Below are 26,341 nucleotides of genomic sequence, written 5' to 3' on the forward strand. Positions count from 1 at the left end.
GGCGCGGGCTCAGCCGCCTGCGCCGCGGATGGCCTCGGTGAGCACGCGCGTGTTGTGCCGCATCAGCGCGATGTAGTCCGGCGCCGGCCCTTCGGGGGTCGACAGGGCGTCGGAATACAAGGGCTGCCGCGACGGACGCACGCCGGCTTCGCGCGCGATGCGCTCGACCAGGCGCGGGTCGCTCAAGCGCTCGACAAACACCGCGCGCACGCCCTCGGCCTTGATGTGGCGGATCAACCGCGCCACCGCCGCGGCGGACGGCTCACTGGCCGTGCTCACGCCCTGGGCGGGCAAAAACGTCACCCCATAGGCCTGCGCGTAGTAGCGAAAGGCGTCGTGCGAAGTCACGACCTTGCGCTGCGCGGCGGGGATGGCCTGCCAAGCCGCGCGGATCTCGTCGTCCAGCGCTTGCAGCCGGGCACGGTAGTCGGCCGCGCGCTGCCGGTACCCAGCGCACCCGCCCGCGTCCAGCCGGCACAGCGCCTGCTCAATGCGCTGGACGTAATGCAGGACGTTGCGCACGTCCTGCCACGCGTGCGGGTCATGCTCGCCGTCATCGTGATCGTGATCGTGACCGTGCGCGTGGGCCGCGTCGCGCTTGCCGGCCCCGGCCGCCGGCAGCGGCGTCAACCCGTCGGTGACGCGCAGCAGCTCGCCGCGGTAGCCGGCGCTGCGCATCAGCCGCTCCAGCCACCCCTCAAAACCAAGGCCATTGGCAACCAGCAAACGCGCCGTGCTCACCGCCCGCACGTCGGCCGGCGTCGGGTGGTAGGCGTGCGCGTCGGCCTGTGGCCCCACCAGCGCGCGCACCTGCACGCGCTCGCCGCCCACCTGCCGCACCAAATCGGCCAGGATGCTGAAACTGGCCACCACCGGCAGCGGCGCCTGCGCCCGCACGGGCAGCGCCACGCTCAGGGCCGCCGCACCGGCGGCCGCCAGCCACGGGCGTCGGCGCACATTGGTCATCCCCAGAACATCGTCCCAAAGCTTCATGCACCGTACCTCCTGATCGGGCGCGTCGCGGATCGGCCCACCAACCAGCCCGCGGGGAACCACCCCCCACAGCCGCCCGCGCCAACGCAGCCCCACCCCACCAGCGTAGCCAAGCTGTCAAGAGGGGGGCGCCTTACTCCACCGTGACGCTCTTGGCCAGGTTGCGCGGCTTGTCGACGTCGGTGCCGCGCAGGCACGCGGTGTGGTAGGCCAACAGCTGCAGCGGCGCCACGTGCAGGATGGGGCTGAGCGCGCCGTAGTGCTCCGGCATGCGGATCACGTGCAGCCCCTCGCTGGCGGTGATGTGGGTGTCGGCGTCGGCCAGCACGTACAGCACGCCACCTCGCGCGCGCACTTCCTGCATGTTGCTCTTGAGCTTTTCCAGCAGCGCGTCGTTGGGCGCCACCGTCACCACCGGCATGGCGCTGGTCACCAGCGCCAGCGGCCCGTGCTTGAGCTCGCCCGCGGGGTATGCCTCGGCGTGGATGTAGCTGATTTCCTTGAGCTTGAGCGCCCCCTCCAGCGCGATCGGGTAGTGCAGCCCCCGCCCCAAAAACAGCGCATGCTCTTTGGCCGCGAAGTCCTCGGCCCAGCGGATGACCTGCGGCTCCAGCGCCAGCACCGCCTGCAGCGCCGCCGGCAGGTGGCGCATGGCGCGCAGGTGCTGCGCCTCTTGCTCGGGGCTGAGCCGCCCCTTGCGCTGCGCCAGCGCCAGCGTCAGCAAAAACAGCGCCGCCAGTTGGGTCGTGAAGGCCTTGGTGCTGGCCACACCGATTTCCACCCCAGCGCGCGTGACGTAGGCCAGCTCGCACTCGCGCACCATGGCGCTGGTGGCCACGTTGCAGATGGTCAGCGTGTCGGTCAGGCCCAGCGCCTGCGCGTGGCGCAGCGCGGCCAACGTGTCGGCGGTCTCGCCGCTTTGGCTGATCGTGACAACCAGCGTGCCGGGCTCGGGGACGCTCGTGCGGTAGCGGTACTCGCTGGCGATCTCCACCGCGGTGGGCACCCCCGCGATGGCCTCCAGCCAATAGCGCGCCACGCAGCCGGCGTAGTAGCTGGTGCCGCAGGCCAGGATCAGCACGCGCTGGGTGGCGTCGAACACGCGCCACGCGGCGCGCGAACGCACGCCGTGGTCGTCGAACAGCTCGGGCACGATGCCCTCCACCCCCTCCAGCGTGTCGGCCAGGGCACGGGGCTGCTCAAAGATTTCTTTTTGCATGTAGTGCCGGTACGGGCCCAGCGCCACGTCCTGGCTGCCGACCTGCACGGTCTTGATCGGACGCTGCGCGTCGTCCAGCCGGGCACCGTCGCGCCCCAGCACACGCCAGCGGCCCAGCTGGATATCGACCACATCGCCTTCGGCCAAAAAAACGAAGCGGTCGGTGACGCCGGCCAGCGCCAACGCGTCGCTGGCCAGGTACAGCGGCGCGGGCACGCCATCGCCCCCGGTACCCACGCCCAACACCAGCGGCGAGCCCGCGCGCGCGCCCACCAGGCGCTGCGGCTCGTCGTGGTGCAGCACGGCGATCGCGTACGCACCCTGCAAGCGCTGCGCCGCACGGTGCACGGCCTCGGCCAGGTCGCCCGCGTACAGGCTGTCGATCAGGTGCGCGATGACCTCGGTGTCGGTCTGGCTTTCGAACACGTAGCCCAGGGCCTCCAACTCGGCGCGCAGCGCGTCGTGGTTCTCGATGATGCCGTTGTGCACCAGCGCCACGCGCGGCGGGCGCTGCGCCGCCGCGGCGCCCGGCCCATGGCTGACATGCGGGTGGGCGTTGTGCACCGCCGGAGCGCCGTGCGTGGCCCAGCGCGTGTGGGCGATGCCAGTGGCCGCCGCCACCCCCTGCACCTGCGCAGCCAGCTCGGCCACGCGCGCGGTGCTGCGCGCCCGCCACAGCCCGCGGCCCGGCGCCGTGCCGTCGGCCAACGGCGCGCCCAGGTGCAACGCCAACCCGCACGAGTCGTAGCCGCGGTACTCGAGCCGCTGCAAGCCCTGCACCAGCACCCCCACGATGTCGGCGGTTGCCACCGCCCCGACGATGCCACACATATCGGTTGACCTCCTTGCGACATGGATGGGTCACAGCGTACGCCGAAGCGATCGACATGTGCTTTTGATTTCGCGTGACTTTTGGAATATTCTTTTGATCTACAGACGTACGCGCATAAAGCTTCATAAGCAACACTTATATGAAAGATTATTCCATCGACACCGTGGACATCGCACTGCTGGACGCGCTGCAAGACGATGCCAGCCTGTCATGGGCGGCGCTGGGGCAACGCTGTGGTGTGTCGGCCCCGACGGCGCTGCGACGGGTGCGTCGGCTGCAGCAGCTTGGCTTGATCGAGCGCCACACCGTCGTGCTGCGCCCGGAACGCTTGGCCGCCTGGCTGGGCCATGGGCTGACGGCCATCGTCGAAGTGGCGCTGGAACACCAGGGCGCGGAGCAGCTGCAGGCGTTCGAGCAGCGCGCCGTGGCCGAGCGCGCGGTGCAGCAGTGCTACCGCGTCAGCGCCGGGCCGGACTTCGTGCTGGTGGTCGCGGTGCCCGACATGGCCGCGTACCACGCGCTGGCGCAGCGCCTGTTCACCCAGGCTGGCAACGTGCGCCACGTCAAGGCCTACTTCAGCGTGCACCGCGCCAAATTCGACCCGCGTCTGCCGTTGCCCACGGCCATGGTGGCTGACGTATGATGATGCGGTGTTCGGTCACCGGTGGAGGCACACGATGAAACACTTGACCGGCTGGGTGGGCCACGCCGCATTGGTCGTGGCGCTGCTGGCGGCGCCGCTGGTCACCGCCGCGCAGGAGCTCGTCAGCGTGCGGGCGGCGGTGGTCAACCTGCGTGCCGGGCCGGGCACCGACACCGAGGTGCGCTGGCAGCTGCGCCAGGGCTACCCGCTGCAGGTGCTGCAACGGCAAGGCAGCTGGCTGCAGGTGCGCGACTTCGAAGGTGACGAAGGCTGGGTGGCCGCGGCCTTGACCGGCCCAGCCCGCCACCACGTGGTGCGGGCGCGCGTGCTCAACCTGCGCAGCGGTCCGGGCACCCAACACCCCGTGGTCGGCACGGCACGTTACGGCGACGTGCTGCCGACCCTGCGCCGCGCGGGCGACTGGGTGCAACTGCGCGGCCCCAACGGCCAGCCGGTGTGGGCCGCCGCTGACCATCTGTGGGGCTGGTGAGCGCGGCGCACCGGCACCGTCAGGACGATGCGCTGCCGTCCTTGCGCGGGCGCTGCCAGCCCGGCACCGTGACCGGCTTGGCGCGCGCCACGGTCAGCGCCCCCGGGGGTGTGTCCTTGGTGATGGTGCTGCCGGCGCCGATCGTGCCCCCCGCCCCCAGCGTCACCGGCGCCACCAGCACGCAGTTGCTGCCCACGTGCACGTCGTCGCCGATGACGGTGCGGTGCTTGCGCGCGCCGTCGTAGTTGGCGGTGATGCTGCCGGCACCGTAGTTGACGCGCTCGCCCACGGTGGCATCGCCCAGGTAGGCCAGGTGGTTGGCCTTGGCCCCTGCGGCCAGCGTGCTGTTTTTAATCTCGACAAAGTTGCCCACGTGCACCTCCGGGCCGAGCTGCGCACCCGGCCGCAGGCGGGCAAACGGCCCCACCTGGGCGCGCGGCCCCACGACGACGCCTTCGCGCCCGCCGTCGATGTGCGTGAAGGGGGCAAGCTGCGCGCCGGCCTCGATGCGCGCGTTGGCCACGACGCAGTACGCCCCCACGCGCACGCCCTCGCCCAGTTCGACACGGCCTTCAAAGACGCAGCCGACGTCGATGTCGACATCGGGCGCGCACACCAGCTCGCCACGCACGTCGAGCCGCGCGGGGTCGGCCAGCCGCACCCCTTGCGCCAGCAGCGCCTCGGCCACGCGGCGCTGGTGGGCGCGCTCCAGCGCCGCCAGCTGCGCCGGACTGTTGACGCCAGCCACCTGCACCGCGTCGTCGATGCGGTGCGCCACCACCACTGCGCCGTCGGCCACCGCGTGGCGCACCACGTCGGTCAGGTAGTACTCGCCCTGGGCGTTGCGGTTGTCGAGCCGCTGCAGCCATGCCCGCAGCCGGGCTGCCGGCGCGGCCAAGATGCCGCTGTACACCTCGGTGATGCGGCGTTGCTCGGCGCTGGCGTCCTTCTCTTCGACAATGGCGGTGATGCGCCCCTGCGCGTCGCGCAGCACGCGCCCGTAGCCGTGGGGGTCGTCCATCGTCACCGTCAACAGCGCCAGCGCGTGCTGGGTACCGGCCGCCGCCTGCGCCTGCAGCAGCGCCCGCAGCGTGGCCGGCGCGGTCAGCGGCACGTCGCCGCTGAGCACCAGCACGACGCCATCGTCGTCCAGCACCGTCATGGCCTGCTGCACCGCATGGCCCGTGCCCAACTGGGGCTGCTGCAACACCGGGCGCACCGCCAGGCCCGGCGCCAGCTGCGGCAGCGCGGCCTGCACGGCTTGGGCTTCGTGCCCCGTGACCACCACCACCTGCCGCGCCGCCAGCGCCTGCGCCAGCCCCAGCACGTGCCCGAGCAGCGGCCGCCCGGCCAGGCGGTGCAGCACCTTGGGCATGCGGCTTTTCATGCGCGTGCCTTTGCCCGCCGCCAAAATCACCACGTCCAGCGGCGCCGGCGGCCCGTACCCAGCGTGTTCCTGGCTCAACATCAACCTCCTTGTACGATGGGCGGCGCGCAGCCCGGTTGGCTGGCGCACGCCAACCGCATTATGTTATGCTAAGCGCCTCACCCGTCCCAACGGCAACACCACCCCGATGAACACCGTACCGAACCCCACCGCCACGTGGCCGCGCTTTGCCGTGTTGGGCGCGGGCGCCGTCGGCGGCTACTATGGTGGCCTGCTGGCGCGCGCGGGCGTGCCGGTGGTGCTGATCGGACGGCCGGCCTTCGTCGCGGCGGTGCAAGCGCAGGGTGGCCTGCGGCTGCACACCGCCACGTTCGACGCGTGCATCCCCGTGGCGGTGGCCAGCGACGCGCAGGCCGCCGCCGGTGCCGACGTGGTGCTGGTGTGCGTCAAATCCGGCGACACCGAAGCCGCGGGCGCGGCGCTGCGGCCCCACCTGGGCGCCGACACGGTGGTGCTGAGCCTGCAAAACGGCGTGGACAACGCCCAGCGGCTGGCGCGCGTGCTGGGGCGGCCCGTGGTGCCGGTGGTGGTGTACGTGGCCGCGGGCGTGGAAGCGCCGGGGTACGTGCGCCACCACGGGCGCGGCGAGCTGGTGCTGGCGCCGTTTGCAGGCGCCGAGCGCGTGCAGGCGGCGCTGGCGCACGCGGGGGTGCCGACCTCGGTGTCGACGCAGGTGCCGCAGGCGCTGTGGACCAAGCTCGTCATCAACTGCGCTTACAACGCGCTCTCAGCCATCGCCGCACGGCCCTATGGCTGGCTGTGGGCGCAGCCGGGCGTGCCGGCGCTGCTGGACCAGGTGGTGCAGGAGTGCGTGGCGGTGGCCGCGGCCGAGGGCATCGCACTCGACGCTGCGGCGCTGCACACCGAGGTCGAGCGCATCGCCCACAGCATGGCCACCCAGCTGTCGTCCACCGCGCGCGACCTGCTGCGCGGCCACCCCACCGAGATCGACCACCTCAACGGCCACGTGGTGGCACGGGCGCACGCGCACGGCATGACCGCGCCGGTCAACCAGGCCCTGACCACGCTGGTGCACGTGCTGCAGCGCGCCCGCGCCGAAGCCGCCGCGTAACGCCCCGCCCACGCGGCGGGACGGCGCTGCTGCGACAATGGCGGGTATGCAAGATACGTACGTACTGACCCTTTCGTGCCAAGACCGGCCGGGCATCGTGCACGCGGTGTCGGGCTTTTTGCTGGAGCTGGGCGGCAACATCGAAGAAGCCGCGCAATTCAACGACCGCGACAGTGGGCGCTTTTTCATGCGGGTGCAGTTCACCTGCCCGGGGCAAGAGGTGACGACCCTGCGCGGCGCGGTGCAGGGCTTTGGCCACCAGCACGGCATGGACTGCCGGCTGCACCCTTGGCACGAACCCATGCGCACCGTCATCTTCGTCAGCCAGCAGGGCCACTGCCTCAACGACCTGTTGTTTCGCTGGAAAAGCGGTCTGCTGCGGCTGGACATTCGCGCCATCATCAGCAACCATCGTGACTTTTACCAGCTCGCGGCCAGCTACAACGTGCCGTTTCACCACATTCCGGTCAGCCCTGGCACCAAGGCGCAGGCCGAGGCACGCCAGCTCGACATCATCGAGTCCGAACAAGCCGAGCTGGTGGTGCTGGCGCGCTACATGCAGATCCTCTCCGATGGCATGTGCCAGCAACTGGCGGGCCGCGCCATCAACATCCACCACAGCTTTTTGCCCAGCTTCAAAGGCGCCAAGCCGTACCACCAGGCGCACGAGCGCGGCGTCAAACTGATCGGGGCCACCGCGCACTACGTCACCGCCGACCTGGACGAAGGCCCCATCATCGAGCAGGACGTGGCGCGCGTGGACCACAGCATGACGGTGGAGGACCTCACCGCCATTGGCCGCGACACCGAAAGCCAGGTGCTGGCGCGCGCCGTCAAATGGCACAGCGAGCACCGCGTGCTGCTCAACGGCCAGCGCACCGTTGTGTTCCGCTAAACGGCCCCCGCCCCCATGCCCGCGCCCCGCATTCCGCCCATCCAGTGCCTGTTGACGTTCGAAGCCCTGGCGCGGCTGCGCAGCGTCACGCAGGCGGCCGACGAGCTGTGCGTCACCCCCAGCGCGGTCAGCCATCGCATCCGCCAGCTGGAGGAGCAACTGGGCGTCAAGCTCTTTGGTCGCGCCGATTTTTCGCTCACCACCGAAGGCAGCGAGTACCTGGCACAGGTGCGCGAAGCCTTGGCGGCGCTGCAGCGCTTTCCGAGCCGGCACGCCGCGCCCGGGCGGCGCAAGCTGCGGCTGGCGGTCACGCCCACGTTTGCGCGCTCCATCCTGATGCCGCGGCTGCACCAGTTTGCCGAGGCTTACCCCGAGATCGACCTCACGCTGCAGGTCAGCATCCCGCTGCTGGACGTGGTGGCCGAAGACGCTGACCTGACGATCCGCTTCGGCACCGGGCGCTACCAGGACGTGGAGTTCATCTGCATCCTCAAGGATGTGGTCACCCCGGTCGCATCGCCAGCGTTCGTGCGCCAGCACGGCCCATTCGAGACGCCGCAGGACCTGCAGGGTGTGCCGCTGCTGCGCAGCCCGTTGGAGCCGTGGCGCACGTGGTTTGCCGCGCACCATTTGGACTGGCCCGAGCCGACCGACGGCTCGCAGTTCAACGACATCGGCTTGATGTGCGACGGCGCCGCCGCCGGCATGGGCGTGGCGCTGGTGCGGCTCAAACTCGGCGCGCCATGGCTGGACCACGGCACCCTGGTGCGGCTGTACCCGCACAACGTGCCCAGCCCGCACGCCCACTACCTGTGCTGGCGTGCCGGGGCGATGGAGCGTTGGGAGTGCGCCACCTTCGCAGCCTGGCTGCGTCAGGCGCTGGCCTGACGCCGGTGCAGCCGCCGATGCCCGGGCCGCACCGGCCGCCGCGGCGCATCACTCGATGCGGATGCGCTTGCCGGCCACCGCCACCTTCTTCGGCAGCGTCAGCGTCAGCACGCCGTTGTCGTACTTGGCGCTGGCCGCGGACTCATCCACGTCGCTGGGCAACGCGAAGCTGCGCGACACTTGGCCGTAGTAGCGCTCGCTGTGCAGCACCTTTTCGCCGTCGCGCTGGGCGTCTTCTTGCTTGACTTCAGCGGCGATGGTCACCAGGTTGTTTTCCACCGTGACGTGGATATTGTCCTTGCCCACCCCCGGCATTTCGGCCGAAATGATGTAGGCCTGGTCGTTTTCCTTCACATCGACCTTGATTTGCTGCGGCAGCGGATCGCCGTGCAGCGGCCGGATGTAAAAGCCCGGTGCCAGGTCGCGGAAGAATTCATCGAACAAGCTCATGCGGCGCGGCAACAGGTTGCTCATGGTCAACTCCTCTCGTTGGCAATCGATGGTGGAGGCACCCAGTCCCCGGCACCGCGCGCGGCCTCCACACCAGCGGGCGGCACCGTCATTCGTCTGACGATTACATAGCGTCCGTGGCGGCCATTTCAAGGGGTTTTGGCAAAGATTTCAGCCCCATCGCGGCGCGCACTGCCCTACACTGCGGCCCATGAACGCTGCCCTGCCCCCCGACGCCGCCGAACGCGCCGCCCGCCAGGCCGAGGTGGTGCGCGCGCTGCAAGCGGTGCTGCCGGCCCACGCGTTGCTGTGGACCGACGAGGACACCACGCCTTACGAGTGCGACGGCCTGACCGCCTACCGCCAGCGCCCGCTGGCCGTGGCGCTGCCCGAAACCGAAGACCAGGTGCAAGCGGTGCTGCGCGCGTGCCACCTGCTCAAGGTGCCGGTGGTGGCCCGCGGCGCGGGCACGGGCCTGTCGGGTGGGGCCATGCCGCACCCCATGGGCGTGACCTTGAGCCTGGCCAAGTTCAACCGCATCGTCGCCATCGACCCCCTAGCGCAAACCGCCACCGTGCAAGCGGGTGTGCGCAACCTGGCCATCAGCGAAGCAGCCGCCCCCTACGGCCTGTATTACGCGCCCGACCCCAGCAGCCAGATCGCCTGCACCATCGGCGGCAACGTTGCCGAGAACTCTGGCGGCGTGCACTGCCTCAAGTACGGCCTGACCGTGCACAACGTGCTGCAGGTACGCGGCTACACGGTGGCCGGGGACCCGGTGACCTTCGGCAGCCGCGCCCCCGATGCGCCGGGGCTGGATCTGTTGCCGCTGGTGGTCGGCTCCGAAGGCATGCTGGCCGTGGTCGTGGAAGTGGTGGTGCGCCTGATCCCGCGACCGCAGCTGGCGCGCTGCATCATGGCGAGTTTTGACAGCGTGCGCGCCGCCGGCGACGCGGTGGCGGCCATCATCGGCGCGGGCATCATCCCCGCCGGCCTGGAGATGATGGACAAACCGATGACCGCGGCGGTGGAGGATTTTGTGCACGCCGGCTACGACCTCGACGCCGAGGCCATCTTGCTGTGTGAGTCCGACGGCACGCCGGAGGAAGTGGCCGAAGAGATCGAGCGCATGAGCGCGGTGTTGCGCGCCGCCGGCGCCACCGCGATCGCCGTCAGCCGCGACGAGGCCGAGCGGCTGCGCTTTTGGAGCGGGCGCAAAAACGCCTTCCCGGCCAGCGGCCGCATCAGCCCGGACTACATGTGCATGGACTCCACCATCCCGCGCAAGCGCCTGGGCGAAATGCTGCAGGCCATCGCGGCCATGGAGACGAAGTACGGGCTGCGCTGCCTCAACGTCTTCCACGCCGGCGACGGCAACCTGCACCCACTGATCCTGTTCGACGCCAACGACCCCGACCAACTGCGGCGCGCCGAGGCCTTTGGCGCCGACATTTTGGAAACGAGTGTGGCGATGGGGGGCACCGTCACCGGCGAGCACGGCGTCGGCGTCGAAAAACTCAACAGCATGTGCGTGCAGTTCAGCCCCGAGGAACGCGCGCAGATGCAGGCGCTCAAGCGCGCCTTCGACGAACACGAACTGCTCAACCCCGGCAAGGTCATCCCCACCCTGCACCGCTGCGCCGAGTACGGCAAGATGCTGGTGCGCGGCGGGCGGCTGCCGTGGGCCAACCTGCCGCGGTTTTGAGCCTTGGCGTAGCCGGGTTAGTTGGCGTCGAACCGACTGCGCATGCGCTACAGTAGCTGGCATGCAGCCGCTGCCGCGCGACCCCTGGCCCACGCACCTGCCACCGGCGTTTTTTGCCGCCCTGCACGCCGACCACGCGGCCGCGGGCGATCCGCCCGTGCCCAACGCGCAGACCATGGCGTGGCGCTGTTTGCAAGCGCTGCCCGACGGCGTGGTGCTGCTGGACCGGGAACTGCGCGTGGTGGCGGCCAACCCGCGCGCCCAGCCGTTGCTGCGCCCGCACCTGACGCCGCCAAGCGCAGCGGGGCTGTTGTGGCACGAGGCGCTGGACGACCTCTGGCTTGACACCTTGCTGCCGTGGGTAAGCCCGGCGCTGGCGCACGGCGAAGCCAGCCGAGTGGCGGTGCAACGTGGCACGGGCGACGACGCGCGCCACTGGCAGGTGACGCTGCTGCCCGACACGACCGAGGGCAGCGTGCGCGGGCTGTTCGTGCTGCTGCGCGACGAGACCGCCCAGCAGCGCGCCGCAGCGCACCAGGCCGACCAGGAACAAGCCCTGCGCCAACAACTGCAGCAGCAGGACGCGCACCTGCTGTGGCAGCAAACCCGCTGGCAAGCCCTGTCCGACGCGCTGCGCGACGCCGCGATTTATTTTTTGGACAACGACGGCGCCATCCACGACTGGCCCGCCAGCGCCGAGCGGCTGCTGGGCTACCGCGCTGACGAGGTGTTGGGCTCCCGCGGCCCCGACGCGCCGGACCGCCCGCATCCGCTGCCCGCCGACGCCGCGCAGGCGCTGGAACGCGCCACGCTGCTGGGCCAAAGTGAATCGACCGGCTGGGTGCGCCGAGCCGACGGCAGCCGCCTGTGGGCGCACAGCGTGTACACCGCGCTGGTGGGCCCCGGAGGGGAGGCGCTGGGCACCGCCTGCCTGGTGCGCGACATGACCGACGTGCACCGCCTGGAAGAACTGCTGCGTGAGCTCAACGCCGCGCTGGAGCGCAAGGTGCAGGAACGCACCCGTGCCCTGCAGGCCGCCATCGACGACCTGGAGGCCTTTGCCTCGTCGGTGTCACACGACCTGCGCGCGCCGCTGCGCCACATCACCAGCTACGTGCAACTGCTGCGCGAGGACTTGGGCGAACCGCTGGCGCCCGACGTCGCCGAGGACTTGCGCACCATCGACGAAGCCGCCGTCCACATGGGCCGGCTGATCGATGGCCTGCTGGCCTTCGCACGGCTGGGCCGCGCCGCGCTGCGGGTGCAGCCGGTGGACATGCTGGACCTGCTGCGCGCCAGCCTCAACCGCGTGCAGCACGACCCGGCGCTGCGCCGCCCCGCCGACCAGTGCCAACTGCGCTTGCCCGACCAGCTCCCCACCGTGCAGGGCGACCCGCTGCTGCTGGCGCAGGTGTGGGACAACCTGTTGGCCAACGCCTTCAAATACACCCGCCCACGCACGCCCGCCGTCATCGAAGTGGGGGGGCACGTGGCGCACGGCCACGGCGCTGCGCCCGAGGCGGTGTTCTGGGTGCGCGACAACGGTGTGGGCTTCGACCCCGCGCGCGCCGAGCGGCTGTTTGGCATGTTCCAACGCCTGCACCGCGCGCAGGATTTCGAAGGCACCGGCATCGGCCTGGCCCTGGCGCGGCGCATCGTGGAACGGCACGGCGGCCGCATCTGGGCCGACGCGCAGCCCGACCACGGGGCAACCTTTTACTTTGCCCTGCCGCTGGCCTTCACCCCGCCGCCGGCGCCGGACGCGCCAGCCGTCGAGGCCACCCCGGCATGAGCACCCAGCCCCCACCAGCACCGCCGTGGCTGGACGCCCAAGCCACGGCCGAGGCGCTGCCCTACCCTGCGCTGGCCGACGCCGTCGAGGCGCTGCTGCGCGACGACACCGTGACCGTGCCGCCACGGCTGGTGCAGCCCTTGGCCGGCGGCGGCAGCCTGTTCGTGATGCCGGCGGCCGATGACCGCGTCGCCATCACCAAGCTGATCACCTTCGTGCCGGACAACCCCGCGCACGGGCGCCCCGCGATCCAGGGGGACATCGTCGTCTTCGACGCGCGCGACGGCCGCCGGCGCCTGTTGTTGGACGGCCCCACGGTGACGGCACGGCGCACGGCGGCTGTGTCGCTGCTGGCGGCGCGGCGGCTGGCGCGCCGCCCCGGCGGGCCGCTGCTGATCGTCGGCGCTGGCGTGCAAGGCCGCGCGCACCTGGAAGCGTTTGCCGCAGGCCTGGGCGTGCGGCAGGTGCGCATCGCCTCGCGCAGCCGCGCCAGCGCGGACGCATTGGTGGAGCACGCGACGCGCCTGGGCCTGGACGCCCAGCGGGTGGACGACGCCGACGCCGCGCTGGCCGACTGCCCGCTGGTGGTCAGCAGCACCACGGCCCAGGCCGTGGCGTTGCGGGCCCGCCCGCGCGCCGATGCCTTCGTGGCCGCCGTGGGTGCCTTCACGCCGCACATGGTGGAGTGGGCGCCCGAGGTGTGCCGCCACCTGGCGGCCAGCGGCACGGTGGTGGTGGACACCCGCGACGCTGACCACGAAGCGGGCGACCTGTTGCAAGCCGGGCTGGACGTTGGCGCCCTGCCCACGCTGGCCGACGTGGTGCGCGATACCCCGGCTTGGCGGCGCGCACGGCGCGCCGATGGCCCGGTCTTTTTCAAAAGCTGCGGCTGGGCCGGCTGGGATCTGGCCGCCGCCCGCTGCGTGCTGGCGGCCGGCAGCCGCTGAACCTTCCCCCAGGAGTTTGATGCCATGGTGCAACGCTTCGACGTCGGACCACGCCTGTCCGAAATGGCCATCCACAACGGCACGGTGTACCTCGCCGGCCAGGTGCCGGACGACCCCAGCCAGGACATCGAAGGCCAGACGCGCCAGGTGCTGGCCATGATCGACACGCTGCTGGCGCGCGCGGGCACCGACAAAACCCGGCTGTTGATGGTGCAGATCTACCTGGCCGACATGGCCGACTACGACGGCATGAACCGCGCCTGGGACGCGTGGGTGCCGGCCGGCCACACCCCGCCGCGCGCCACCGTGCAGGCCAAGCTGGCCCACCCCGACTGGAAAATCGAAATCGTCGCCACGGCGGCGCTCTGACCCGAGCGGCGGACGGCGCCGCCGCAACGCCGCCCGCGGGTCCACGGCCACCTCAGCGGTAGGTGCGCAGGTGGATGCTGGTCTCGGTGCTGTGGATGCCTTTGATGAGGCGAATGCGCTCGAGGATGTCGGACAGCTCGTTCATCGACAGCGCTTCCAGCTCGGCCAGCAGGTCCCAGCGGCCGTTGGTGTCGTGCAGCTTGACCACGCCCGGCTCACCCAGCAGGCTGGCGATCACCGCGCGCGTCTGGTTGCCCTCCACCAGCACACTCATCCAGGCGCGGATGCGCTCCGGCTCCGACTCGGGCCGCAGCCGCACCGTGTAGCCCAGGATCACGCCGGCGTCCTCCAGGCGACGCATGCGGTTGGTCACGGTGCCGCGCGACACCTTCAGTTTGTGCGCCAGATCGGCCACGCTCAGGCGCGCGTTGCGCCGCAGCAGCGCGATCAGGGCCTGGTCCAGCTCATCCATGGCCACCCCCGTAATTTGACGTTTCGACAATCATGGCTATCTATTTCGACAGCAAAACACCATATCGTCAACATTCTGTCGTTTTAGATTGTCATCGATCCGCTCGACACTTGCGCGCATCCGCAACCTTCCCTCACCGCAGGAGAGCGCAACATGACCCACCCGCACCCCGCGCGCGTGCGCACACGCTACCTCAGCGCCCCGGCCATGGTCCGCCTGGTGCAGACCCTGGGCGTCGAGGCCTGCTTGCGCGGCATCGCCGCGTGCATCCGCGACGACTTTGGCCGCTGGCCCGACTTTGACAAGACCGCCCGCGTGGCCAACCATTCGAACGTCGGCGTCATCGAGCTGATGCCGATCGCCGACGACACGCTCTACAGCTTCAAATACGTCAACGGTCACCCCAAAAACACCCGCGACGGCCTGCCCACCGTGATGGCCTTTGGGGTGCTGGCCGACGTGGCCACCGGCGCGCCACTGCTGCTGAGCGAGCTGACGCTGACCACGGCGCTGCGCACCGCGGCGATGTCGGCGTTGGCCGCGCAGGCGCTGGCGCGCCCGCACAGCCGTGTCATGGCGCTGATCGGCAACGGCGCGCAGGCCGAGTTCCAGGCCCTGGCGTTCCAGCACCTGCTGGGCATCGAGGAGCTGCGCCTGTTCGACACCGACCCCGCCGCCACCGACAAACTGGTAGCCAACCTGCGCGGCAGCGGGCTGGCCTTGACCCGCTGCGTCAGCACCGCCGAGGCGGTGCGCGGCGCCGACATCGTCACCACCGTCACCGCCGACAAGACCAACGCCACCATCCTGACCCCCGACATGCTCGAACCCGGCATGCACATCAACGCCGTCGGTGGGGACTGCCCCGGCAAGACCGAGCTGCACGCCGACGTGCTGCGCAGCGCGCGGGTGTTTGTGGAGTACGAACCGCAGACCCGCATCGAAGGCGACATCCAGCAACTGCCTGCGGACTTTCCCGTCACCGAACTGTGGCAGGTGCTGACCGGCCAGGCCCCTGGTCGCACCAGCGCCGCGGAGGTGACGGTGTTCGACTCGGTCGGCTTCGCGCTGGAGGACTACGCCGCGCTGCGCTTCGTGCACGCGCAGGCCCAGCGGCTCGGCGTGGGCGAAACGCTGGACCTGATCCCGGATCTGGACGACCCGAAAAACCTGTTCGGCCTGCTGCAACCGCGCGCGGCGGCGCTGCGCCGCGCGGCCTGAGCCCGCCGCCGATGGGCCGCTGCACGCCCCCCCGCCGCCGTCAGAACAACGGCAGGCGGTGGGTGTGCTTGACCTCCTCCATCACCGCGTAGGTGCGCGTCTCGCGCACGCCGGGCAGTTGCCACAGCACGTCACCGGCAAAGCGGCGGTAGTCGGCCATGTCGGCCACGCGCGTCTTGACCAGGTAGTCAAAACCCCCGGCCACCATGTGGCACTCCAGCACCTGGGGCGCCGCCTGCACCGCCGCCTTGAACTGCTCGAACACGTTGGGCGTGGTGCGGTCCAGCAGCACCTCCACAAACACCAGCAGCCCCGCGCCCAGCTTGGCGGGGTTGAGGCGCGCTTCGTAGCCCAGGATGTAACCCTCGCGCGTCAGACGCTGCACGCGCGCCAGCACCGCCGTGGGCGACAGGCTCACCGTCTCGGCCAGCTTCAGGTTGGTGATGCGGCCGTCGCGCTGCAGGGCGTCGAGGATGCGCAGATCAATGCGGTCGAGGTCGTCCATGCCGAGATTTTCACTAAACATTGGCCTAAAAACAACATTTCATTCATTTGAAAGCGCATCACACTTGGGCCATCGTCAATGACCACACGCCCCGCCATGAACACCCTGGCCGACACCGCTCACCTGCAACCTGTCCCGACGCCGCTGGCCGATGGCCCCATCGCCCGCGCGCCGACGATGGCGGCGCTGCCCGCCCTGCACCGTGTGCCCGAGCCCGAGCTGCTGGTGTCGCTGCTGCCGCGCGCGCGCCTGGACGACGCCCAGCGCGCGCGCATCACCGCGTTGGCGCAACGGCTGGCGGCCGGCCTGCGTGAACGCGCCCCGCAGCGTGGCCGCGAGGGGCTGGTGCAGGCGTTGCTGCAGGAATACCAACTGTCGTCGCACGAGGGCGTGGCGCTGATGTGCCTGGCCGAGGCGCTGCTGCGCATCCCCGACACCGCCACGCGCGACGCGCTGATCCGCGACAAGATCGGGCGCGGCGACTGGCGCGCGCACCTGGGCCACAGCCCCTCCGTGTTCGTCAACGCAGCCACCTGGGGCCTGCTGTTGACGGGCAAGCTCACCGCCACCCACAGCGAGGAAGGACTGACCACGGCGCTGGGCGGGTTGCTGCGCAAGGGCGGCGAGCCGCTGATCCGGCGCGCGGTCGACATGGCCATGCGGCTGCTGGGCGAGCAGTTCGTCACCGGCCAAACCATCGACGAGGCGCTGCGCCGTGCCCAAGCGCGGGAAGCGCAGGGCTTTCGTTACTCCTACGACATGCTGGGCGAGGCGGCGCTGACCGCTGCCGACGCGCAGCGCTACTTCGACGCCTACCGCGCGGCCATCGACGCCATCGGCGCGGCCAACGCCGGGCGTGGCCCGATCGACGGGCCGGGCGTGTCGATCAAGCTGTCGGCGCTGCACCCGCGCTACAGCCGCGCGCAGTACGCGCGCGTGATGGATGAGCTCTACCCTCGCCTGCGCGCGCTGGCCGAAGCGGCCCGGGCGGTGAACATCGGCCTGCACATCGACGCGGAGGAAAGCGACCGGCTGGAGCTGTCGCTGGACCTGCTGCAGCGGCTGTGCCACGAGCCGTCGCTGGCCGGCTGGGACGGCATCGGTTTTGTCGTCCAGGCCTACCAAAAGCGCGCGCCCGCGGTGGTGGAGCACGTCATCGCGTTGGCGCGGCGCAGCGGACACCGCCTGCTGGTGCGGCTGGTCAAAGGCGCTTATTGGGACAGCGAAATCAAGCGCGCGCAACTGGATGGGCTGGACTACCCCGTCTTCACGCGCAAGGCCTACACCGACGTGGCCTACCTGGCGTGTGCACGCGCGCTGCTGGCCGCCCCGGACGCCGTCTTCCCCCAGTTCGCCACCCACAACGCGCAGACGCTGGCGGCGATTCACGAAATGGCCGACCCCGCCCGCTGGCACCCGCACCAATACGAATTCCAGTGCCTGCACGGCATGGGTGAGCCCCTGTACGAGCAGGTGGTCACCCCGGTCAGCGCCGGCGGGCTGGGGCGGCCCTGCCGCATTTACGCGCCGGTGGGCACGCACGAAACGCTGCTGGCTTACCTGGTGCGCCGTCTGCTGGAAAACGGCGCCAACACATCGTTTGTGCACCGCATCGCCGACCCCCAGATCCCGCTGGACGCGCTTGTCGAAGACCCCGTGGACACGGTGCAAGCCTGGGCACGGGCTGAGGGTGCTGTGGGCCTGCCGCACCCCCGCATCGCGACGCCAGCGCAGTTGTACGGCGCGGCGCGGCCCAACAGCGCCGGGTGCGACCTGAGCGACGAGGCCACGCTGGGCACGCTGGCGCAAGCCCTGCACAGAAGCCGCGCCGCACCGGTGGCCGCGCACGCGCTGCTGGCCGCCCCGCACCGCCCCAGTGGCCCGCTGCGCACCGTGCGCAACCCGGGCGAGCTCGACGACACCGTCGGTCACATCCACGAAGCCGGCGCCGACGACGTGGCCGACGCATTGGCCGTGGCCCAGCGCGCCGCAGCGTCCTGGGCCGCCACCCCGGCATCCGAGCGTGCCGCGTGCCTGCGCCGCGCCGCCGACGCCTTGCAGGCCGACCTGCCCGCCTTCGTCGCGCTGCTGATGCGCGAAGCGGGCAAAACCGCCGCCAACGCCGTGGCCGAGGTGCGCGAAGCGATCGACTTCCTGCGCTTCGACGCCGCCCAGATCACCGACACCCACTGGCCCGCCGACGCCGCGCCGCTGGGGCCGGTCGCGTGCATCAGCCCGTGGAACTTCCCGCTGGCCATCTTCACCGGGCAGATCGCCGCCGCGCTGGCCGCCGGCAACCCGGTGCTGGCCAAGCCCGCTGAGCAAACGCCCTTGGTGGCCGCGCGCATGACGGCGCTGCTGCACGCGGCGGGCGTGCCACGCGACGTGTTGCAACTGCTGCCCGGCGCCGGCGAAACGGTGGGGGCGGCGCTGGTGGCCGACGCGCGCACCGCGGGCGTGCTGTTCACCGGCTCCACCGAGGTGGCCAAGCTGCTGCAGCGCACGCTGGCTGCGCGCGTGCGCACCGGCGCCGACGGCCGCGCCGCCCCCATCCCGCTGGTCGCCGAAACCGGTGGCCAAAACGCGATGGTGGTGGACAGCTCGGCGCTGGCCGAGCAGGTGGTGCAAGACGTGCTGGTGTCGGCTTTCGACAGCGCCGGCCAGCGCTGCTCGGCGCTGCGCGTGCTGTGTCTGCAGGAGGATGTCGCCGACCACCTGCTGGCCATGCTGCGTGGCGCCATGGCCGAGCTGCGCATCGGCCCCGCCACGCGGCTGAGCACCGACGTCGGCCCGGTCATCGACGCCGCGGCGCGCGACGCCATCGTCGCCCACATCGAGGCCATGCGCGCACGCGGCTGCCGCGTTTGGCAAGCGTCCCTGCCGCCCGAGGCCGGGCGCGGCACCTACGTCGCCCCCACCCTGATCGAACTGGACGGGCTGGCGCTGCCCGAGCGTGAGGTGTTCGGCCCCGTGCTGCACGTGGTGCGCTGGCGCCGGGGCGAGCTTGACGCGCTCGTGGCCGCCATCCACGCCACCGGCTACGGCCTGACCTTCGGCGTGCACAGCCGCATCGACGAAACCATCGACCGCCTCACCCAGCGTGTGCACGCCGGCAACCACTACGTCAACCGCAACATGGTGGGCGCCGTGGTGGGCGTGCAGCCCTTTGGGGGCGAAGGCCTGTCCGGCACCGGCCCCAAAGCCGGTGGCCCGCTGCTGCTGTACCGGCTGCTGGCCGATCCGCCCGCCGACACCGTGCAGCGCGCGCTGGCCTTTGCCGCGGGCCAGCCGGTGGCCGGGTGGCCGTCCGCCGTGGTCTTGCGCGGCCCCACCGGGCAGCGCGACACCTACCGCTTGCTGCCGCGCCAGCGCGTGCTGTGTCTGGCCGACGACGCCACTACCGCCGAGCGCATGGCGCACACCCTGCGCGCCCTGGGGGCACAACCCCTGGTGCCCGACGGCACCGAGCCCCTGGCCTGGCTGCAACGCCAGCCCTCGCCACCCCAAGCGGCGCTGGTGGCCGCGGGCGCGGCCACGGTGTTGGCGTGGCAACAGGCGCTGGCCGCGCACCCCGGTCCGCTGGTGCCGCTGTACGCCTGGCGCGGCGAGCCCGTGCCCGCCGCCGCCCTGACCGAGCGCAGCCTCAGCGTCAACACCGCCGCGGCCGGGGGCAACGCCAGCTTGATGGGCCTGGACTGACGCCGCGCCGCCCCGGGGTGTTGTGGCGTGCCGCCGAGCGGTGCCCGCTCACCCCCGCCCCGCGTACACGCGCCGTCCAAAAATCGCGCTGCCCACGCGCACCATCGTGCTGCCTGCGGCGATGGCGTGTTCCAAGTCGTCGCTCATGCCCATCGACAGCGTGTCCAGCTCCGGCGGGTGGCCCAACGCGGCGCGCAGGGCGTCGAACAGACGGGCGGCTTGCGCGAACACCGCGCGCATGGCCGCCGCGTCGGGCTGGGGGTCGGGTATGCACATGATGCCGCGCAGGCGCAGCCGCGGCAGCGCCACCACCGCCTGCGCCAGCGGCACCAGTTGCTGCGGCGCCACGCCTGCCTTGGTCGGCGCGCCATCGATATTGACCTGCAAACACACCTGCAGCGGCGGCAGGTGGGCGGGCCGCTGCTCGTTGAGCCGCTGCGCGATTTTGAGCCGGTCGAGCGACTGCACCCAGTCGAAGTGCTCGGCCACCAGGCGCGTTTTGTTGCTTTGCAACGGCCCGATGCAGTGCCACTGCAAGCCCTCCCAGCCGGCCTGACGCAGCGCCGCGATTTTGTCCACGCCTTCGTGCACGTAGTTTTCGCCAAAGGCACGTTGGCCGGCCGCCGCGGCCTCGGCCACCGCCTGCGGCCCAAAGGTCTTGGACACCGCCAGCAGTGTCACACCGCTGGGGTCGCGCCCGGCCGCCGCGCACGCCCGCGCGATGCGCTCACGCACGGCTTGGAGATTGTCTGCAATCGTTGCCATAATGAGTCCGTCAATCAACCTGCAGCGGTGGTCCTTGTGGGGCCGCCGCCGCCCACGGTGAACATACGGGATGGACGTCACCCAACTGCTGGCCTTTGCGGTCAAAAACAAGGCTTCCGACCTGCACCTGTCGGCTGGGCTGCCACCGATGATACGGGTGCACGGCGACGTGCGGCGCATCAACGTCGAGCCGCTGGACCACAAGCAGGTCCACGCGATGATCTACGACATCATGACCGACGCCCAGCGCAAGGCGTACGAGGAGTTTTTGGAGTGCGACTTCTCGTTCGAAATCGCTGGGCTGTCGCGCTTTCGTGTCAACGCCTTCACGCAGCACCGCGGGGCAGCGGCGGTGTTTCGCACCATTCCGTCCAAGGTGCTGACGCTGGAAGACCTGAACTGCCCGCGCATCTTTGCGGATCTCGCGATGAAACCGCGCGGGCTGGTGCTGGTCACCGGCCCCACCGGCTCGGGTAAATCGACCACGCTGGCGGCCATGGTCAACCACCGCAATGAACATGACCCCGGCCACATCCTCACCATCGAAGACCCGATCGAGTTCGTGCACGAGTCCAAAAAAAGCCTGGTCAACCAGCGCGAAGTGGGGCCGATGACGCACTCCTTCGCCGCGGCGCTGCGCTCGGCCCTGCGCGAAGACCCCGACGTCATCCTGGTGGGCGAGATGCGCGACCTGGAGACGATCCGCCTGGCCATGACCGCCGCCGAAACCGGCCACCTGGTGTTTGGCACGCTGCACACCTCCAGCGCGGCCAAGACCATCGACCGTATCGTCGACGTGTTCCCGGCCGAAGAAAAGGACATGATCCGCGCGATGCTGTCGGAGTCGCTGGTGGCGGTGATTTCGCAAACGCTGCTCAAAACCGCCGATGGCAAGGGCCGCGTCGCCGCGCACGAAATCATGATCGGCACCCCTGCGATCCGCAACCTGATCCGCGAAAACAAGGTCGCCCAGATGTACTCGGCCATCCAGACCGGGCAGCAGTACGGCATGCAAACGCTGGATCAGGCCTTGCTGGAGCTGGTGCGACGCAACGTGATCAGCGCTGCCGAAGCGCGCAGCAAGGCCAAAAACCCCGACAACTTCCCGCTTTGACGGCGGGCGTGCCTGCGCACGGCCGCGCACCACCCCGCCCTACCGGAGCGCCCACCATGGAACGCGATCAAGCGAGCAATTTCATCCACGAGCTGCTGCGGCTGCTGGTCAGCCGGGGCGGCAGCGATCTGTTTCTGACGGCGGATTTCCCTCCCGCCATCAAGGTCGATGGTGTGATCCAGAAGGTGTCGGCGCAGCCGCTGACCGGGCAGCACACCCAGGCGCTGGCACGCGCCATCATGAACGACAAGCAGGCCGCCGAGTTCGAGCGCACCAAGGAGTGCAACTTCGCCATCAGTCCTGCCGGCATCGGGCGCTTCCGTGTCAACGCCTTTGTGCAAATGGGCAAAGTGGGCCTGGTGCTGCGCACCATTCCGTCCAAAATCCCCACCATCGACGAGCTGGGGCTGCCCCAGATCCTCAAGCAGTTGGCGCTGGCCAAGCGCGGCATCTGTATCGTCGTGGGCGGCACCGGCACCGGCAAGTCGACCACACTGGCCGCGATGGTGGACTGGCGCAACGAGCACACGCAAGACCACATCGTCACCATCGAAGACCCGGTGGAGTTTGTGCACCAGCACAAAAACTGCATCGTCACCCAGCGCGAAGTCGGCCTGGACACCGACAGTTGGGAGATCGCGCTGAAAAACTCCCTGCGCCAAGCGCCCAACGTCATCCTGATGGGCGAAATCCGCGACCGCGAGACGATGGAGCACGCGATCGCGTTTTCCGAAACCGGCCACCTGTGCCTGGCCACGCTGCACGCCAACAGCGCCAACCAGGCCATGGAGCGCATCATCAACTTCTTTCCGCACGACCGCCACGCCCAGCTGCTCAAGGACGTCTCGCTCAACCTGCGCGGCATGGTGGCGCAGCGCCTGTTGCCGCGCGAGGACGGCAAAGGCCGCGTGGCCATCGTCGAGGTGCTGCTCAACAGCGCCCTCATCGCCGACCTGATCATGAAGGGCGAGATCAACGAGATCAAGGAGGTCATGAAGCGCAGCACCGAGGTCGGCATGCAAACCTTCGACCAAGCGCTGTTCGACGCCTTCGAGGCGTACCAGATCTCCTACGAGGACGCGGTGCGCAACGCCGACTCGCAAAACGACATCAAGCTGCGCATCAAGCTGGAAAGCCAGCGTGCCCGCAACAGCGACTTGGCCGCGGGCACCGAGCACCTGCAAATCATGTAACCCTTGCACGAGGTCCGCGATGCCCAACGTCAACCCGAAAGCCACCTACGAACCGTGCCCACCCCAACGTGTTGCCTTCATCGGTCTGGGGGTGATGGGCTGGCCAATGGCCGCGCACCTGGCGCTGGCCGGCCACGACGTCACCGTGTACAACCGCACCGCCGCCAAGGCCGACGCGCTGGTGCGTGCGCTGGCCGAACGCGGCGTGGCGCGCGTGCGCACGGCCCCAACGCCGCGCGCGGCCGCCCAAGGTGCTGGCTTCGTGATGGCGTGCGTCGGCAACGACGACGACCTGCGCAGCGTCGTGTTGGGGCCTGACGGCGCGCTGGCGGGCATGGCGCCCGACGCGGTGTTGGTGGACCACACCACGGCGTCGGCCGAGGTGGCGCGCGAGCTGTACGCCGCCGCCCAGGCGCAGGGGGCGCACTTCATCGACGCGCCCGTCTCCGGTGGGCAAGCCGGCGCCGAAAACGGCATGCTCACCGTGATGTGCGGCGGTGACGAAGCGCCCTTTGAGCGCGCACGGCCGGTCATCGCGGCCTACGCCCGCGCCGTCACACGCATCGGGGCCAGCGGCGCCGGGCAACTGGCCAAGATGGTCAACCAGATCTGCATCGCCGGCCTGGTGCAAGGCCTGGCCGAGGCCATCGCCTTTGGCCAACGCGCCGGGCTGGACATGAAGCTGGTGCTGGACGTCATCGGCAAGGGCGCCGCGCAAAGCTGGCAAATGGACAACCGCGGCAAGACGATGGTGGACGACCGCTTCGACTTTGGCTTTGCCGTGGACTGGATGCGCAAAGACCTGGCGCTGTGCCTGCAGGAAGCACGCCGCAACGGCGCGCGCTTGCCGGTGACAGCGTTGGTGGACCAGTTTTACGCCGACGTGCAGGCCATGGGCGGCGGGCGCTGGGACACCTCCAGCCTGATCCGCCGCCTGCGCTGAGCGCCCGGGCGCAGCCTGCCGGGCCGTGCCCCGGCCACCGCCGCCGTCACGGCTGCTTGGTTGGGGCGTCGGCCGGCTTCGGGGCGGGCTGCAGCCGCGCCAAATCCGCCTCGCTGATCAGCTCGAACACGCGCACCACGCGCTGCACGCCGGGCACAGCACGGGCCACCTCGGCGGCGCGCTGCGCCTCGCGCGCGGTCACCAGCCCCATCAAGTACACGGTGCCGCGCTCGGTCACCACCTTGATGGCGTTGGCCGACAGGTCCTTGGCATCGACAAAGGCCGCCTTGACGCGCGCCGTCACCAGCGCGTCGGCCGAGCGCGCCGTCAGCGAGGGCGAGCCCATCACCGCCAGCTCGTCGACCACACCGGCCACGTTGTCCACCCCCTGCACGATGCGCAGCACCCGCTGACGGTCGGCCTCCGAGGCCACCTCGCCGGTGAGCAGCACCTTGCGGTTGAAACTGGTGGCGTTGACCCGCGCGCGCTCGCCCAGCTGCTCACGCACCCGCGCGGCCACCTTGAGCTCAATGGTTTCGTCCTCCAGCTGGGTGCCGGTGGTGCGGCGGTCGCTGGCCACCAGCACCGTGCCACCCACGGCCGCCCCCGCCACCAGCGGGGCGCAGCCCGGCAGCGTCGCGCCCAGCAACACCATCGCCGCCAGCGCCGTGCCCAGGCGCAACCCCCGTCCATGCTTGTTGGATGTCATGTCGTCACCGTCTCCAGCTCGTCGTCGCCCAACAACTGGGCATCCAGCGCGTCGCACAGCGCGTGCAACGCCACCAACTGCGCCTCCAGCACGCGCGGCGCACGCTCGGCGGGCACGGCCGCCCACACGTCGCCGTCGCGCAGCGCGTCGGGCAGATCCCCCACGCGGGCGCCGCTGAGCACCACCACCGCGATGTCGCGCTCGTGGGCCGTATCCACCAGCGCCAGCGCGTCGGGTCCGGGCGGACCCGCGCACACCAGCAGCAGCACGTCACCAGGCAGCCCCAGCGCCCGCAGCTGCCGCACCGCGGCGGCTGCGGCCACATCGCCCACCGTTGCCACCGACGCCAGCGTCGCGTCGGCGCCCAGCACCAGCGCCGCCAGTTCGGGGCGCTCGCGCTCGAAGCGGCCCACCAGCTGCGCCACCAGCGCCTGCGCCAGCGCCGCGGCCACCCCTTGGCCCCACGCCAGCACCTTGCCGCCGGCGGTGAGCCCGTGCAGCAACACCTGCGCGGCCGCTTCCAGCGGCGCCCCCAGGGCCTGCGCGCACTGGTACTGCACGTCGGCACCGTCGATGAAGTGCTGCTGGATGCGGGGCATGAGCATGGGCGCAATCTTAGCCGGTCAATCCCACGCGCCGGCCTCGAACGCGGCGCGCAGCCACTCGATGCGAGGCGGCGGCTGGCCGCCGAGTTCCCCGTCGATGACGACAACGTCGAAGCGGCACGGCGGCACCTGCGCCAGCCGCGCCACAAAGTGCCTTGCCGCAAAGACGACACGCCGCTGCTTGGCCCACCCCACACTGGCCGCGGCCCCGCCGTGGTCGGCGCGGCTGCGCTGACGCACTTCGACAAACACCAGCGTGCCGTCGGGCTCGGCCATAATGAGGTCGACCTCGCCCCCGCCGCGGCCCGGGCTGCGCACGTTGCGCCGCACCAGACGCAGGCCGTGGGCCTGCAAATGGCGCAACGCCAACGCTTCGGCCGCGTCGCCGCGCGCCTTGGTGGTGGGTCGTGCCCCTTGACGTTGCGATGGCATCACCGACATGGACCAATCCCTCCCTGCCCCGCACGGCGTCGATGCAGCCCATGACGTGCACCGGCTGGCGGCCGAACAACATTATCCGGCGCAGGCGTTGTACGTGGTGGCCACGCCGATCGGCAACCGGGCCGACATCACGCTGCGCGCGCTGCACGTGCTGGCGCTGGCCGACACCGTGGCGTGCGAGGACACGCGCCACACCGCCCAGCTGCTGCGCGGCTACGGGCTGCAGCGCCCGCTGCTGGCGGTGCACGAGCACAACGAAGCCAGCGCCGCCCACGAGGTGGTGCAGCGCTTGCTGAGCGGCCAGCGCGTGGCCTACGTCAGCGACGCCGGCACCCCGGGCATCAGCGACCCCGGCGCGCGGCTGTGCGCGGCGGTGCAGGCCGCCGGCCTGCGCTGCATCCCGGTGCCGGGCGCCAGCAGCGTCACCGCACTGCTCAGCGTGGCGGGCCTGGGCGACGGCGCGGTCACGGTGGCGGGGTTTTTGCCCCCCAAAGGCCAAGCGCGCGCCCAGGCGCTGCAACGCTGGCTGGCACTGCCCACCGCGGTGCTGCTGCTGGAAGCGCCGCACCGCATCGAGCGCTTGGCCGACGAGCTGCGTCCGCTTGGTGCGCGCCGGGTGACGGTGGGGCGCGAGCTGACCAAGCAGTTCGAGGAAATCGCAACGCTGCCCTGCGCCGAGCTGGGCGCCTGGCTGCTCGATCGCCCCGAGCGGCTGCGCGGCGAGTTCGCGCTGGTGCTTCACGGGCCCGTCACGGTGGGCGGGCATGCTGGGCCCGAGCTCGACGCCGAGGCACGTCGCGTGCTGGCGTTGCTGCTGCAGGAGCTGCCCGCGGCACGGGCGGCGCGCCTGGCCGCGGCCATCACCGGCGCGCCGCGCGACGCGCTGTACGCCGCCGCCCACACGCCGGCGCCCCCCGCTTGACCCCGACCCC

General features: G+C 70.7%; 25 protein-coding genes. 15 read left to right on the plus strand and 10 right to left on the minus strand.

Translation table 11 applies throughout. From position 1 onward, the window contains the following. Positions 1 to 9: 9 nt before the first annotated feature. Positions 10 to 993: a metal ABC transporter solute-binding protein, Zn/Mn family gene (locus EDC36_RS06970; protein ID WP_243646510.1), complete on the minus strand. Its 984-nt coding sequence runs from the start codon at positions 991 to 993 to the stop codon at positions 10 to 12. A 133-nt stretch (positions 994 to 1,126) separates the two neighbouring features. Continuing rightward, on the minus strand, positions 1,127 to 3,043 hold the full coding sequence (glmS, locus tag EDC36_RS06975; protein WP_132962538.1) for a glutamine--fructose-6-phosphate transaminase (isomerizing): 1,917 nt from the start codon (positions 3,041 to 3,043) through the stop codon (positions 1,127 to 1,129). 140 nt (positions 3,044 to 3,183) lie between these two features. Between glmS and EDC36_RS06980 the strand changes: the two genes are divergently transcribed. Together EDC36_RS06980 and EDC36_RS06985 are read left to right on the plus strand one after the other, a co-directional pair. After that, positions 3,184 to 3,687, plus strand: a complete 504-nt coding sequence (locus EDC36_RS06980; RefSeq protein ID WP_132962539.1) for an Lrp/AsnC family transcriptional regulator — start codon at positions 3,184 to 3,186, stop codon at positions 3,685 to 3,687. Between the two features lie 34 nt (positions 3,688 to 3,721). Next, positions 3,722 to 4,177, plus strand: a complete 456-nt coding sequence (locus EDC36_RS06985) for an SH3 domain-containing protein (protein ID WP_132962541.1) — start codon at positions 3,722 to 3,724, stop codon at positions 4,175 to 4,177. 19 nt (positions 4,178 to 4,196) lie between these two features. On the opposite strand, the gene glmU is transcribed toward EDC36_RS06985, so the two are convergent. After that, on the minus strand, positions 4,197 to 5,645 hold the full coding sequence (gene glmU / locus EDC36_RS06990) for a bifunctional UDP-N-acetylglucosamine diphosphorylase/glucosamine-1-phosphate N-acetyltransferase GlmU (RefSeq protein WP_132962543.1): 1,449 nt from the start codon (positions 5,643 to 5,645) through the stop codon (positions 4,197 to 4,199). Positions 5,646 to 5,751: 106 nt separating this feature from the next. Here glmU and EDC36_RS06995 point away from each other — a divergent pair, with 106 nt between their 5' ends. From EDC36_RS06995 to EDC36_RS07005, 3 genes are read left to right on the plus strand one after another with little or no spacing between them, the layout of a single operon-like run. Further along, positions 5,752 to 6,696 (plus strand): ketopantoate reductase family protein, encoded by a 945-nt coding sequence (locus tag EDC36_RS06995; protein ID WP_132962544.1) that lies wholly within the window; start codon positions 5,752 to 5,754, stop codon positions 6,694 to 6,696. Positions 6,697 to 6,742: 46 nt separating this feature from the next. After that, positions 6,743 to 7,591, plus strand: a complete 849-nt coding sequence (gene purU / locus EDC36_RS07000; RefSeq protein ID WP_132962545.1) for a formyltetrahydrofolate deformylase — start codon at positions 6,743 to 6,745, stop codon at positions 7,589 to 7,591. A 15-nt stretch (positions 7,592 to 7,606) separates the two neighbouring features. Then, positions 7,607 to 8,479 carry a LysR substrate-binding domain-containing protein gene (locus EDC36_RS07005; RefSeq protein ID WP_132962546.1) on the plus strand — a complete coding sequence of 291 codons (873 nt, stop codon included), beginning with the start codon at positions 7,607 to 7,609 and terminating at the stop codon, positions 8,477 to 8,479. A 48-nt stretch (positions 8,480 to 8,527) separates the two neighbouring features. On the opposite strand, the gene EDC36_RS07010 is transcribed toward EDC36_RS07005, so the two are convergent. Beyond that, the gene (locus tag EDC36_RS07010) at positions 8,528 to 8,953 is read right to left on the minus strand and encodes an Hsp20/alpha crystallin family protein (RefSeq protein ID WP_132962547.1); all 426 of its coding nucleotides are present in this window, start codon (positions 8,951 to 8,953) and stop codon (positions 8,528 to 8,530) included. Positions 8,954 to 9,140: 187 nt separating this feature from the next. Here EDC36_RS07010 and EDC36_RS07015 point away from each other — a divergent pair, with 187 nt between their 5' ends. The 4 genes from EDC36_RS07015 to EDC36_RS07030 all read left to right on the plus strand — a co-directional run bounded on the left by EDC36_RS07015 (position 9,141) and on the right by EDC36_RS07030 (position 13,742). Then, positions 9,141 to 10,634, plus strand: coding sequence for an FAD-linked oxidase C-terminal domain-containing protein (locus EDC36_RS07015; RefSeq protein ID WP_132962548.1), 1,494 nt, complete (start codon positions 9,141 to 9,143; stop codon positions 10,632 to 10,634). A gap of 61 nt (positions 10,635 to 10,695) precedes the next feature. Then, entirely contained in the window at positions 10,696 to 12,426 is a 1,731-nt protein-coding gene (locus EDC36_RS07020; protein WP_132962549.1) for a sensor histidine kinase, read from the plus strand. Then, entirely contained in the window at positions 12,423 to 13,373 is a 951-nt protein-coding gene (locus tag EDC36_RS07025; RefSeq protein WP_132962550.1) for a delta(1)-pyrroline-2-carboxylate reductase family protein, read from the plus strand. Before EDC36_RS07020 ends, EDC36_RS07025 begins: the two co-directional genes overlap by 4 nt. 24 nt (positions 13,374 to 13,397) lie before the next feature. Next, positions 13,398 to 13,742 (plus strand): RidA family protein, encoded by a 345-nt coding sequence (locus tag EDC36_RS07030; protein WP_132962551.1) that lies wholly within the window; start codon positions 13,398 to 13,400, stop codon positions 13,740 to 13,742. A gap of 52 nt (positions 13,743 to 13,794) precedes the next feature. On the opposite strand, the gene EDC36_RS07035 is transcribed toward EDC36_RS07030, so the two are convergent. Further along, positions 13,795 to 14,214 carry an Lrp/AsnC family transcriptional regulator gene (locus EDC36_RS07035; RefSeq protein WP_132962552.1) on the minus strand — a complete coding sequence of 140 codons (420 nt, stop codon included), beginning with the start codon at positions 14,212 to 14,214 and terminating at the stop codon, positions 13,795 to 13,797. Positions 14,215 to 14,367: 153 nt separating this feature from the next. Here EDC36_RS07035 and EDC36_RS07040 point away from each other — a divergent pair, with 153 nt between their 5' ends. Then, a complete protein-coding gene (locus tag EDC36_RS07040) occupies positions 14,368 to 15,435 on the plus strand; it encodes an ornithine cyclodeaminase (protein WP_132962553.1) in 1,068 nt (355 codons plus the stop codon). 40 nt (positions 15,436 to 15,475) lie between these two features. Here the strand turns inward: EDC36_RS07040 and EDC36_RS07045 are convergent, their stop codons facing one another. Then, on the minus strand, positions 15,476 to 15,940 hold the full coding sequence (locus tag EDC36_RS07045; protein WP_132962554.1) for an Lrp/AsnC ligand binding domain-containing protein: 465 nt from the start codon (positions 15,938 to 15,940) through the stop codon (positions 15,476 to 15,478). A gap of 96 nt (positions 15,941 to 16,036) precedes the next feature. On the opposite strand from EDC36_RS07045, the gene putA reads away from it, so the two are divergent. Beyond that, positions 16,037 to 19,639, plus strand: coding sequence for a bifunctional proline dehydrogenase/L-glutamate gamma-semialdehyde dehydrogenase PutA (gene putA, locus EDC36_RS07050; protein WP_390616574.1), 3,603 nt, complete (start codon positions 16,037 to 16,039; stop codon positions 19,637 to 19,639). Between the two features lie 48 nt (positions 19,640 to 19,687). Here putA and EDC36_RS07055 read toward each other — a convergent pair whose 3' ends face one another. After that, positions 19,688 to 20,404, minus strand: coding sequence for a YggS family pyridoxal phosphate-dependent enzyme (locus EDC36_RS07055; protein WP_132962556.1), 717 nt, complete (start codon positions 20,402 to 20,404; stop codon positions 19,688 to 19,690). Positions 20,405 to 20,474: 70 nt separating this feature from the next. Here EDC36_RS07055 and EDC36_RS07060 point away from each other — a divergent pair, with 70 nt between their 5' ends. The 3 genes from EDC36_RS07060 to EDC36_RS07070 are packed head-to-tail and all read left to right on the plus strand — an operon-like array spanning position 20,475 to position 23,654. Continuing rightward, positions 20,475 to 21,518 carry a type IV pilus twitching motility protein PilT gene (locus EDC36_RS07060; protein ID WP_132962557.1) on the plus strand — a complete coding sequence of 348 codons (1,044 nt, stop codon included), beginning with the start codon at positions 20,475 to 20,477 and terminating at the stop codon, positions 21,516 to 21,518. 56 nt (positions 21,519 to 21,574) lie between these two features. Next, complete coding sequence (locus EDC36_RS07065; protein ID WP_132962558.1) at positions 21,575 to 22,711, plus strand: PilT/PilU family type 4a pilus ATPase; 1,137 nt, start codon at positions 21,575 to 21,577, stop codon at positions 22,709 to 22,711. 19 nt (positions 22,712 to 22,730) lie between these two features. Next, the gene (locus tag EDC36_RS07070; RefSeq protein ID WP_132962559.1) at positions 22,731 to 23,654 is read left to right on the plus strand and encodes an NAD(P)-dependent oxidoreductase; all 924 of its coding nucleotides are present in this window, start codon (positions 22,731 to 22,733) and stop codon (positions 23,652 to 23,654) included. A gap of 46 nt (positions 23,655 to 23,700) precedes the next feature. Here the strand turns inward: EDC36_RS07070 and EDC36_RS07075 are convergent, their stop codons facing one another. The 3 genes from EDC36_RS07075 to EDC36_RS07085 are packed head-to-tail and all read right to left on the minus strand — an operon-like array spanning position 23,701 to position 25,409. After that, a complete protein-coding gene (locus EDC36_RS07075; protein WP_132962560.1) occupies positions 23,701 to 24,363 on the minus strand; it encodes a BON domain-containing protein in 663 nt (220 codons plus the stop codon). Beyond that, a complete protein-coding gene (locus EDC36_RS07080; protein WP_132962561.1) occupies positions 24,360 to 24,968 on the minus strand; it encodes an SIS domain-containing protein in 609 nt (202 codons plus the stop codon). Before EDC36_RS07080 ends, EDC36_RS07075 begins: the two co-directional genes overlap by 4 nt. Before the next feature lie 18 nt (positions 24,969 to 24,986). Then, positions 24,987 to 25,409, minus strand: coding sequence for a YraN family protein (locus EDC36_RS07085; protein WP_165902828.1), 423 nt, complete (start codon positions 25,407 to 25,409; stop codon positions 24,987 to 24,989). On the opposite strand from EDC36_RS07085, the gene rsmI reads away from it, so the two are divergent. Then, positions 25,408 to 26,331 (plus strand): 16S rRNA (cytidine(1402)-2'-O)-methyltransferase, encoded by a 924-nt coding sequence (rsmI, locus tag EDC36_RS07090; protein ID WP_132962563.1) that lies wholly within the window; start codon positions 25,408 to 25,410, stop codon positions 26,329 to 26,331. The genes EDC36_RS07085 and rsmI overlap by 2 nt on opposite strands. Positions 26,332 to 26,341: the final 10 nt, after the last annotated feature.

The organism is Tepidimonas ignava, assembly GCF_004342625.1.
GTDB classification, from domain to species: domain Bacteria; phylum Pseudomonadota; class Gammaproteobacteria; order Burkholderiales; family Burkholderiaceae_C; genus Tepidimonas; species Tepidimonas ignava.

Excerpts from the sequence above, each read along its gene's own strand:
- rsmI (WP_132962563.1), top strand. The coding sequence starts at position 25,408 with ATGGACCAATCCCTCCCTGCCCCGCACGGCGTCGATGCAGCCCATGAC.
- EDC36_RS07065 (WP_132962558.1), top strand. The coding sequence starts at position 21,575 with ATGGAACGCGATCAAGCGAGCAATTTCATCCACGAGCTGCTGCGGCTG.
- EDC36_RS07085 (WP_165902828.1), bottom strand. The coding sequence starts at position 25,409 with ATGTCGGTGATGCCATCGCAACGTCAAGGGGCACGACCCACCACCAAG.
- EDC36_RS07040 (WP_132962553.1), top strand. The coding sequence starts at position 14,368 with ATGACCCACCCGCACCCCGCGCGCGTGCGCACACGCTACCTCAGCGCC.
- EDC36_RS07075 (WP_132962560.1), bottom strand. The coding sequence starts at position 24,363 with ATGACATCCAACAAGCATGGACGGGGGTTGCGCCTGGGCACGGCGCTG.
- EDC36_RS07060 (WP_132962557.1), top strand. The coding sequence starts at position 20,475 with ATGGACGTCACCCAACTGCTGGCCTTTGCGGTCAAAAACAAGGCTTCC.
- EDC36_RS07020 (WP_132962549.1), top strand. The coding sequence starts at position 10,696 with ATGCAGCCGCTGCCGCGCGACCCCTGGCCCACGCACCTGCCACCGGCG.
- EDC36_RS07045 (WP_132962554.1), bottom strand. The coding sequence starts at position 15,940 with ATGGACGACCTCGACCGCATTGATCTGCGCATCCTCGACGCCCTGCAG.
- EDC36_RS07025 (WP_132962550.1), top strand. The coding sequence starts at position 12,423 with ATGAGCACCCAGCCCCCACCAGCACCGCCGTGGCTGGACGCCCAAGCC.
- EDC36_RS07035 (WP_132962552.1), bottom strand. The coding sequence starts at position 14,214 with ATGGATGAGCTGGACCAGGCCCTGATCGCGCTGCTGCGGCGCAACGCG.
- glmU (WP_132962543.1), bottom strand. The coding sequence starts at position 5,645 with ATGTTGAGCCAGGAACACGCTGGGTACGGGCCGCCGGCGCCGCTGGAC.
- EDC36_RS07005 (WP_132962546.1), top strand. The coding sequence starts at position 7,607 with ATGCCCGCGCCCCGCATTCCGCCCATCCAGTGCCTGTTGACGTTCGAA.
- EDC36_RS07070 (WP_132962559.1), top strand. The coding sequence starts at position 22,731 with ATGCCCAACGTCAACCCGAAAGCCACCTACGAACCGTGCCCACCCCAA.
- purU (WP_132962545.1), top strand. The coding sequence starts at position 6,743 with ATGCAAGATACGTACGTACTGACCCTTTCGTGCCAAGACCGGCCGGGC.
- EDC36_RS06985 (WP_132962541.1), top strand. The coding sequence starts at position 3,722 with ATGAAACACTTGACCGGCTGGGTGGGCCACGCCGCATTGGTCGTGGCG.
- EDC36_RS06980 (WP_132962539.1), top strand. The coding sequence starts at position 3,184 with ATGAAAGATTATTCCATCGACACCGTGGACATCGCACTGCTGGACGCG.
- EDC36_RS07030 (WP_132962551.1), top strand. The coding sequence starts at position 13,398 with ATGGTGCAACGCTTCGACGTCGGACCACGCCTGTCCGAAATGGCCATC.
- glmS (WP_132962538.1), bottom strand. The coding sequence starts at position 3,043 with ATGTGTGGCATCGTCGGGGCGGTGGCAACCGCCGACATCGTGGGGGTG.
- EDC36_RS07055 (WP_132962556.1), bottom strand. The coding sequence starts at position 20,404 with ATGGCAACGATTGCAGACAATCTCCAAGCCGTGCGTGAGCGCATCGCG.
- EDC36_RS06995 (WP_132962544.1), top strand. The coding sequence starts at position 5,752 with ATGAACACCGTACCGAACCCCACCGCCACGTGGCCGCGCTTTGCCGTG.
- EDC36_RS07010 (WP_132962547.1), bottom strand. The coding sequence starts at position 8,953 with ATGAGCAACCTGTTGCCGCGCCGCATGAGCTTGTTCGATGAATTCTTC.
- EDC36_RS07015 (WP_132962548.1), top strand. The coding sequence starts at position 9,141 with ATGAACGCTGCCCTGCCCCCCGACGCCGCCGAACGCGCCGCCCGCCAG.
- EDC36_RS06970 (WP_243646510.1), bottom strand. The coding sequence starts at position 993 with ATGAAGCTTTGGGACGATGTTCTGGGGATGACCAATGTGCGCCGACGC.
- EDC36_RS07080 (WP_132962561.1), bottom strand. The coding sequence starts at position 24,968 with ATGCTCATGCCCCGCATCCAGCAGCACTTCATCGACGGTGCCGACGTG.
- putA (WP_390616574.1), top strand. The coding sequence starts at position 16,037 with ATGAACACCCTGGCCGACACCGCTCACCTGCAACCTGTCCCGACGCCG.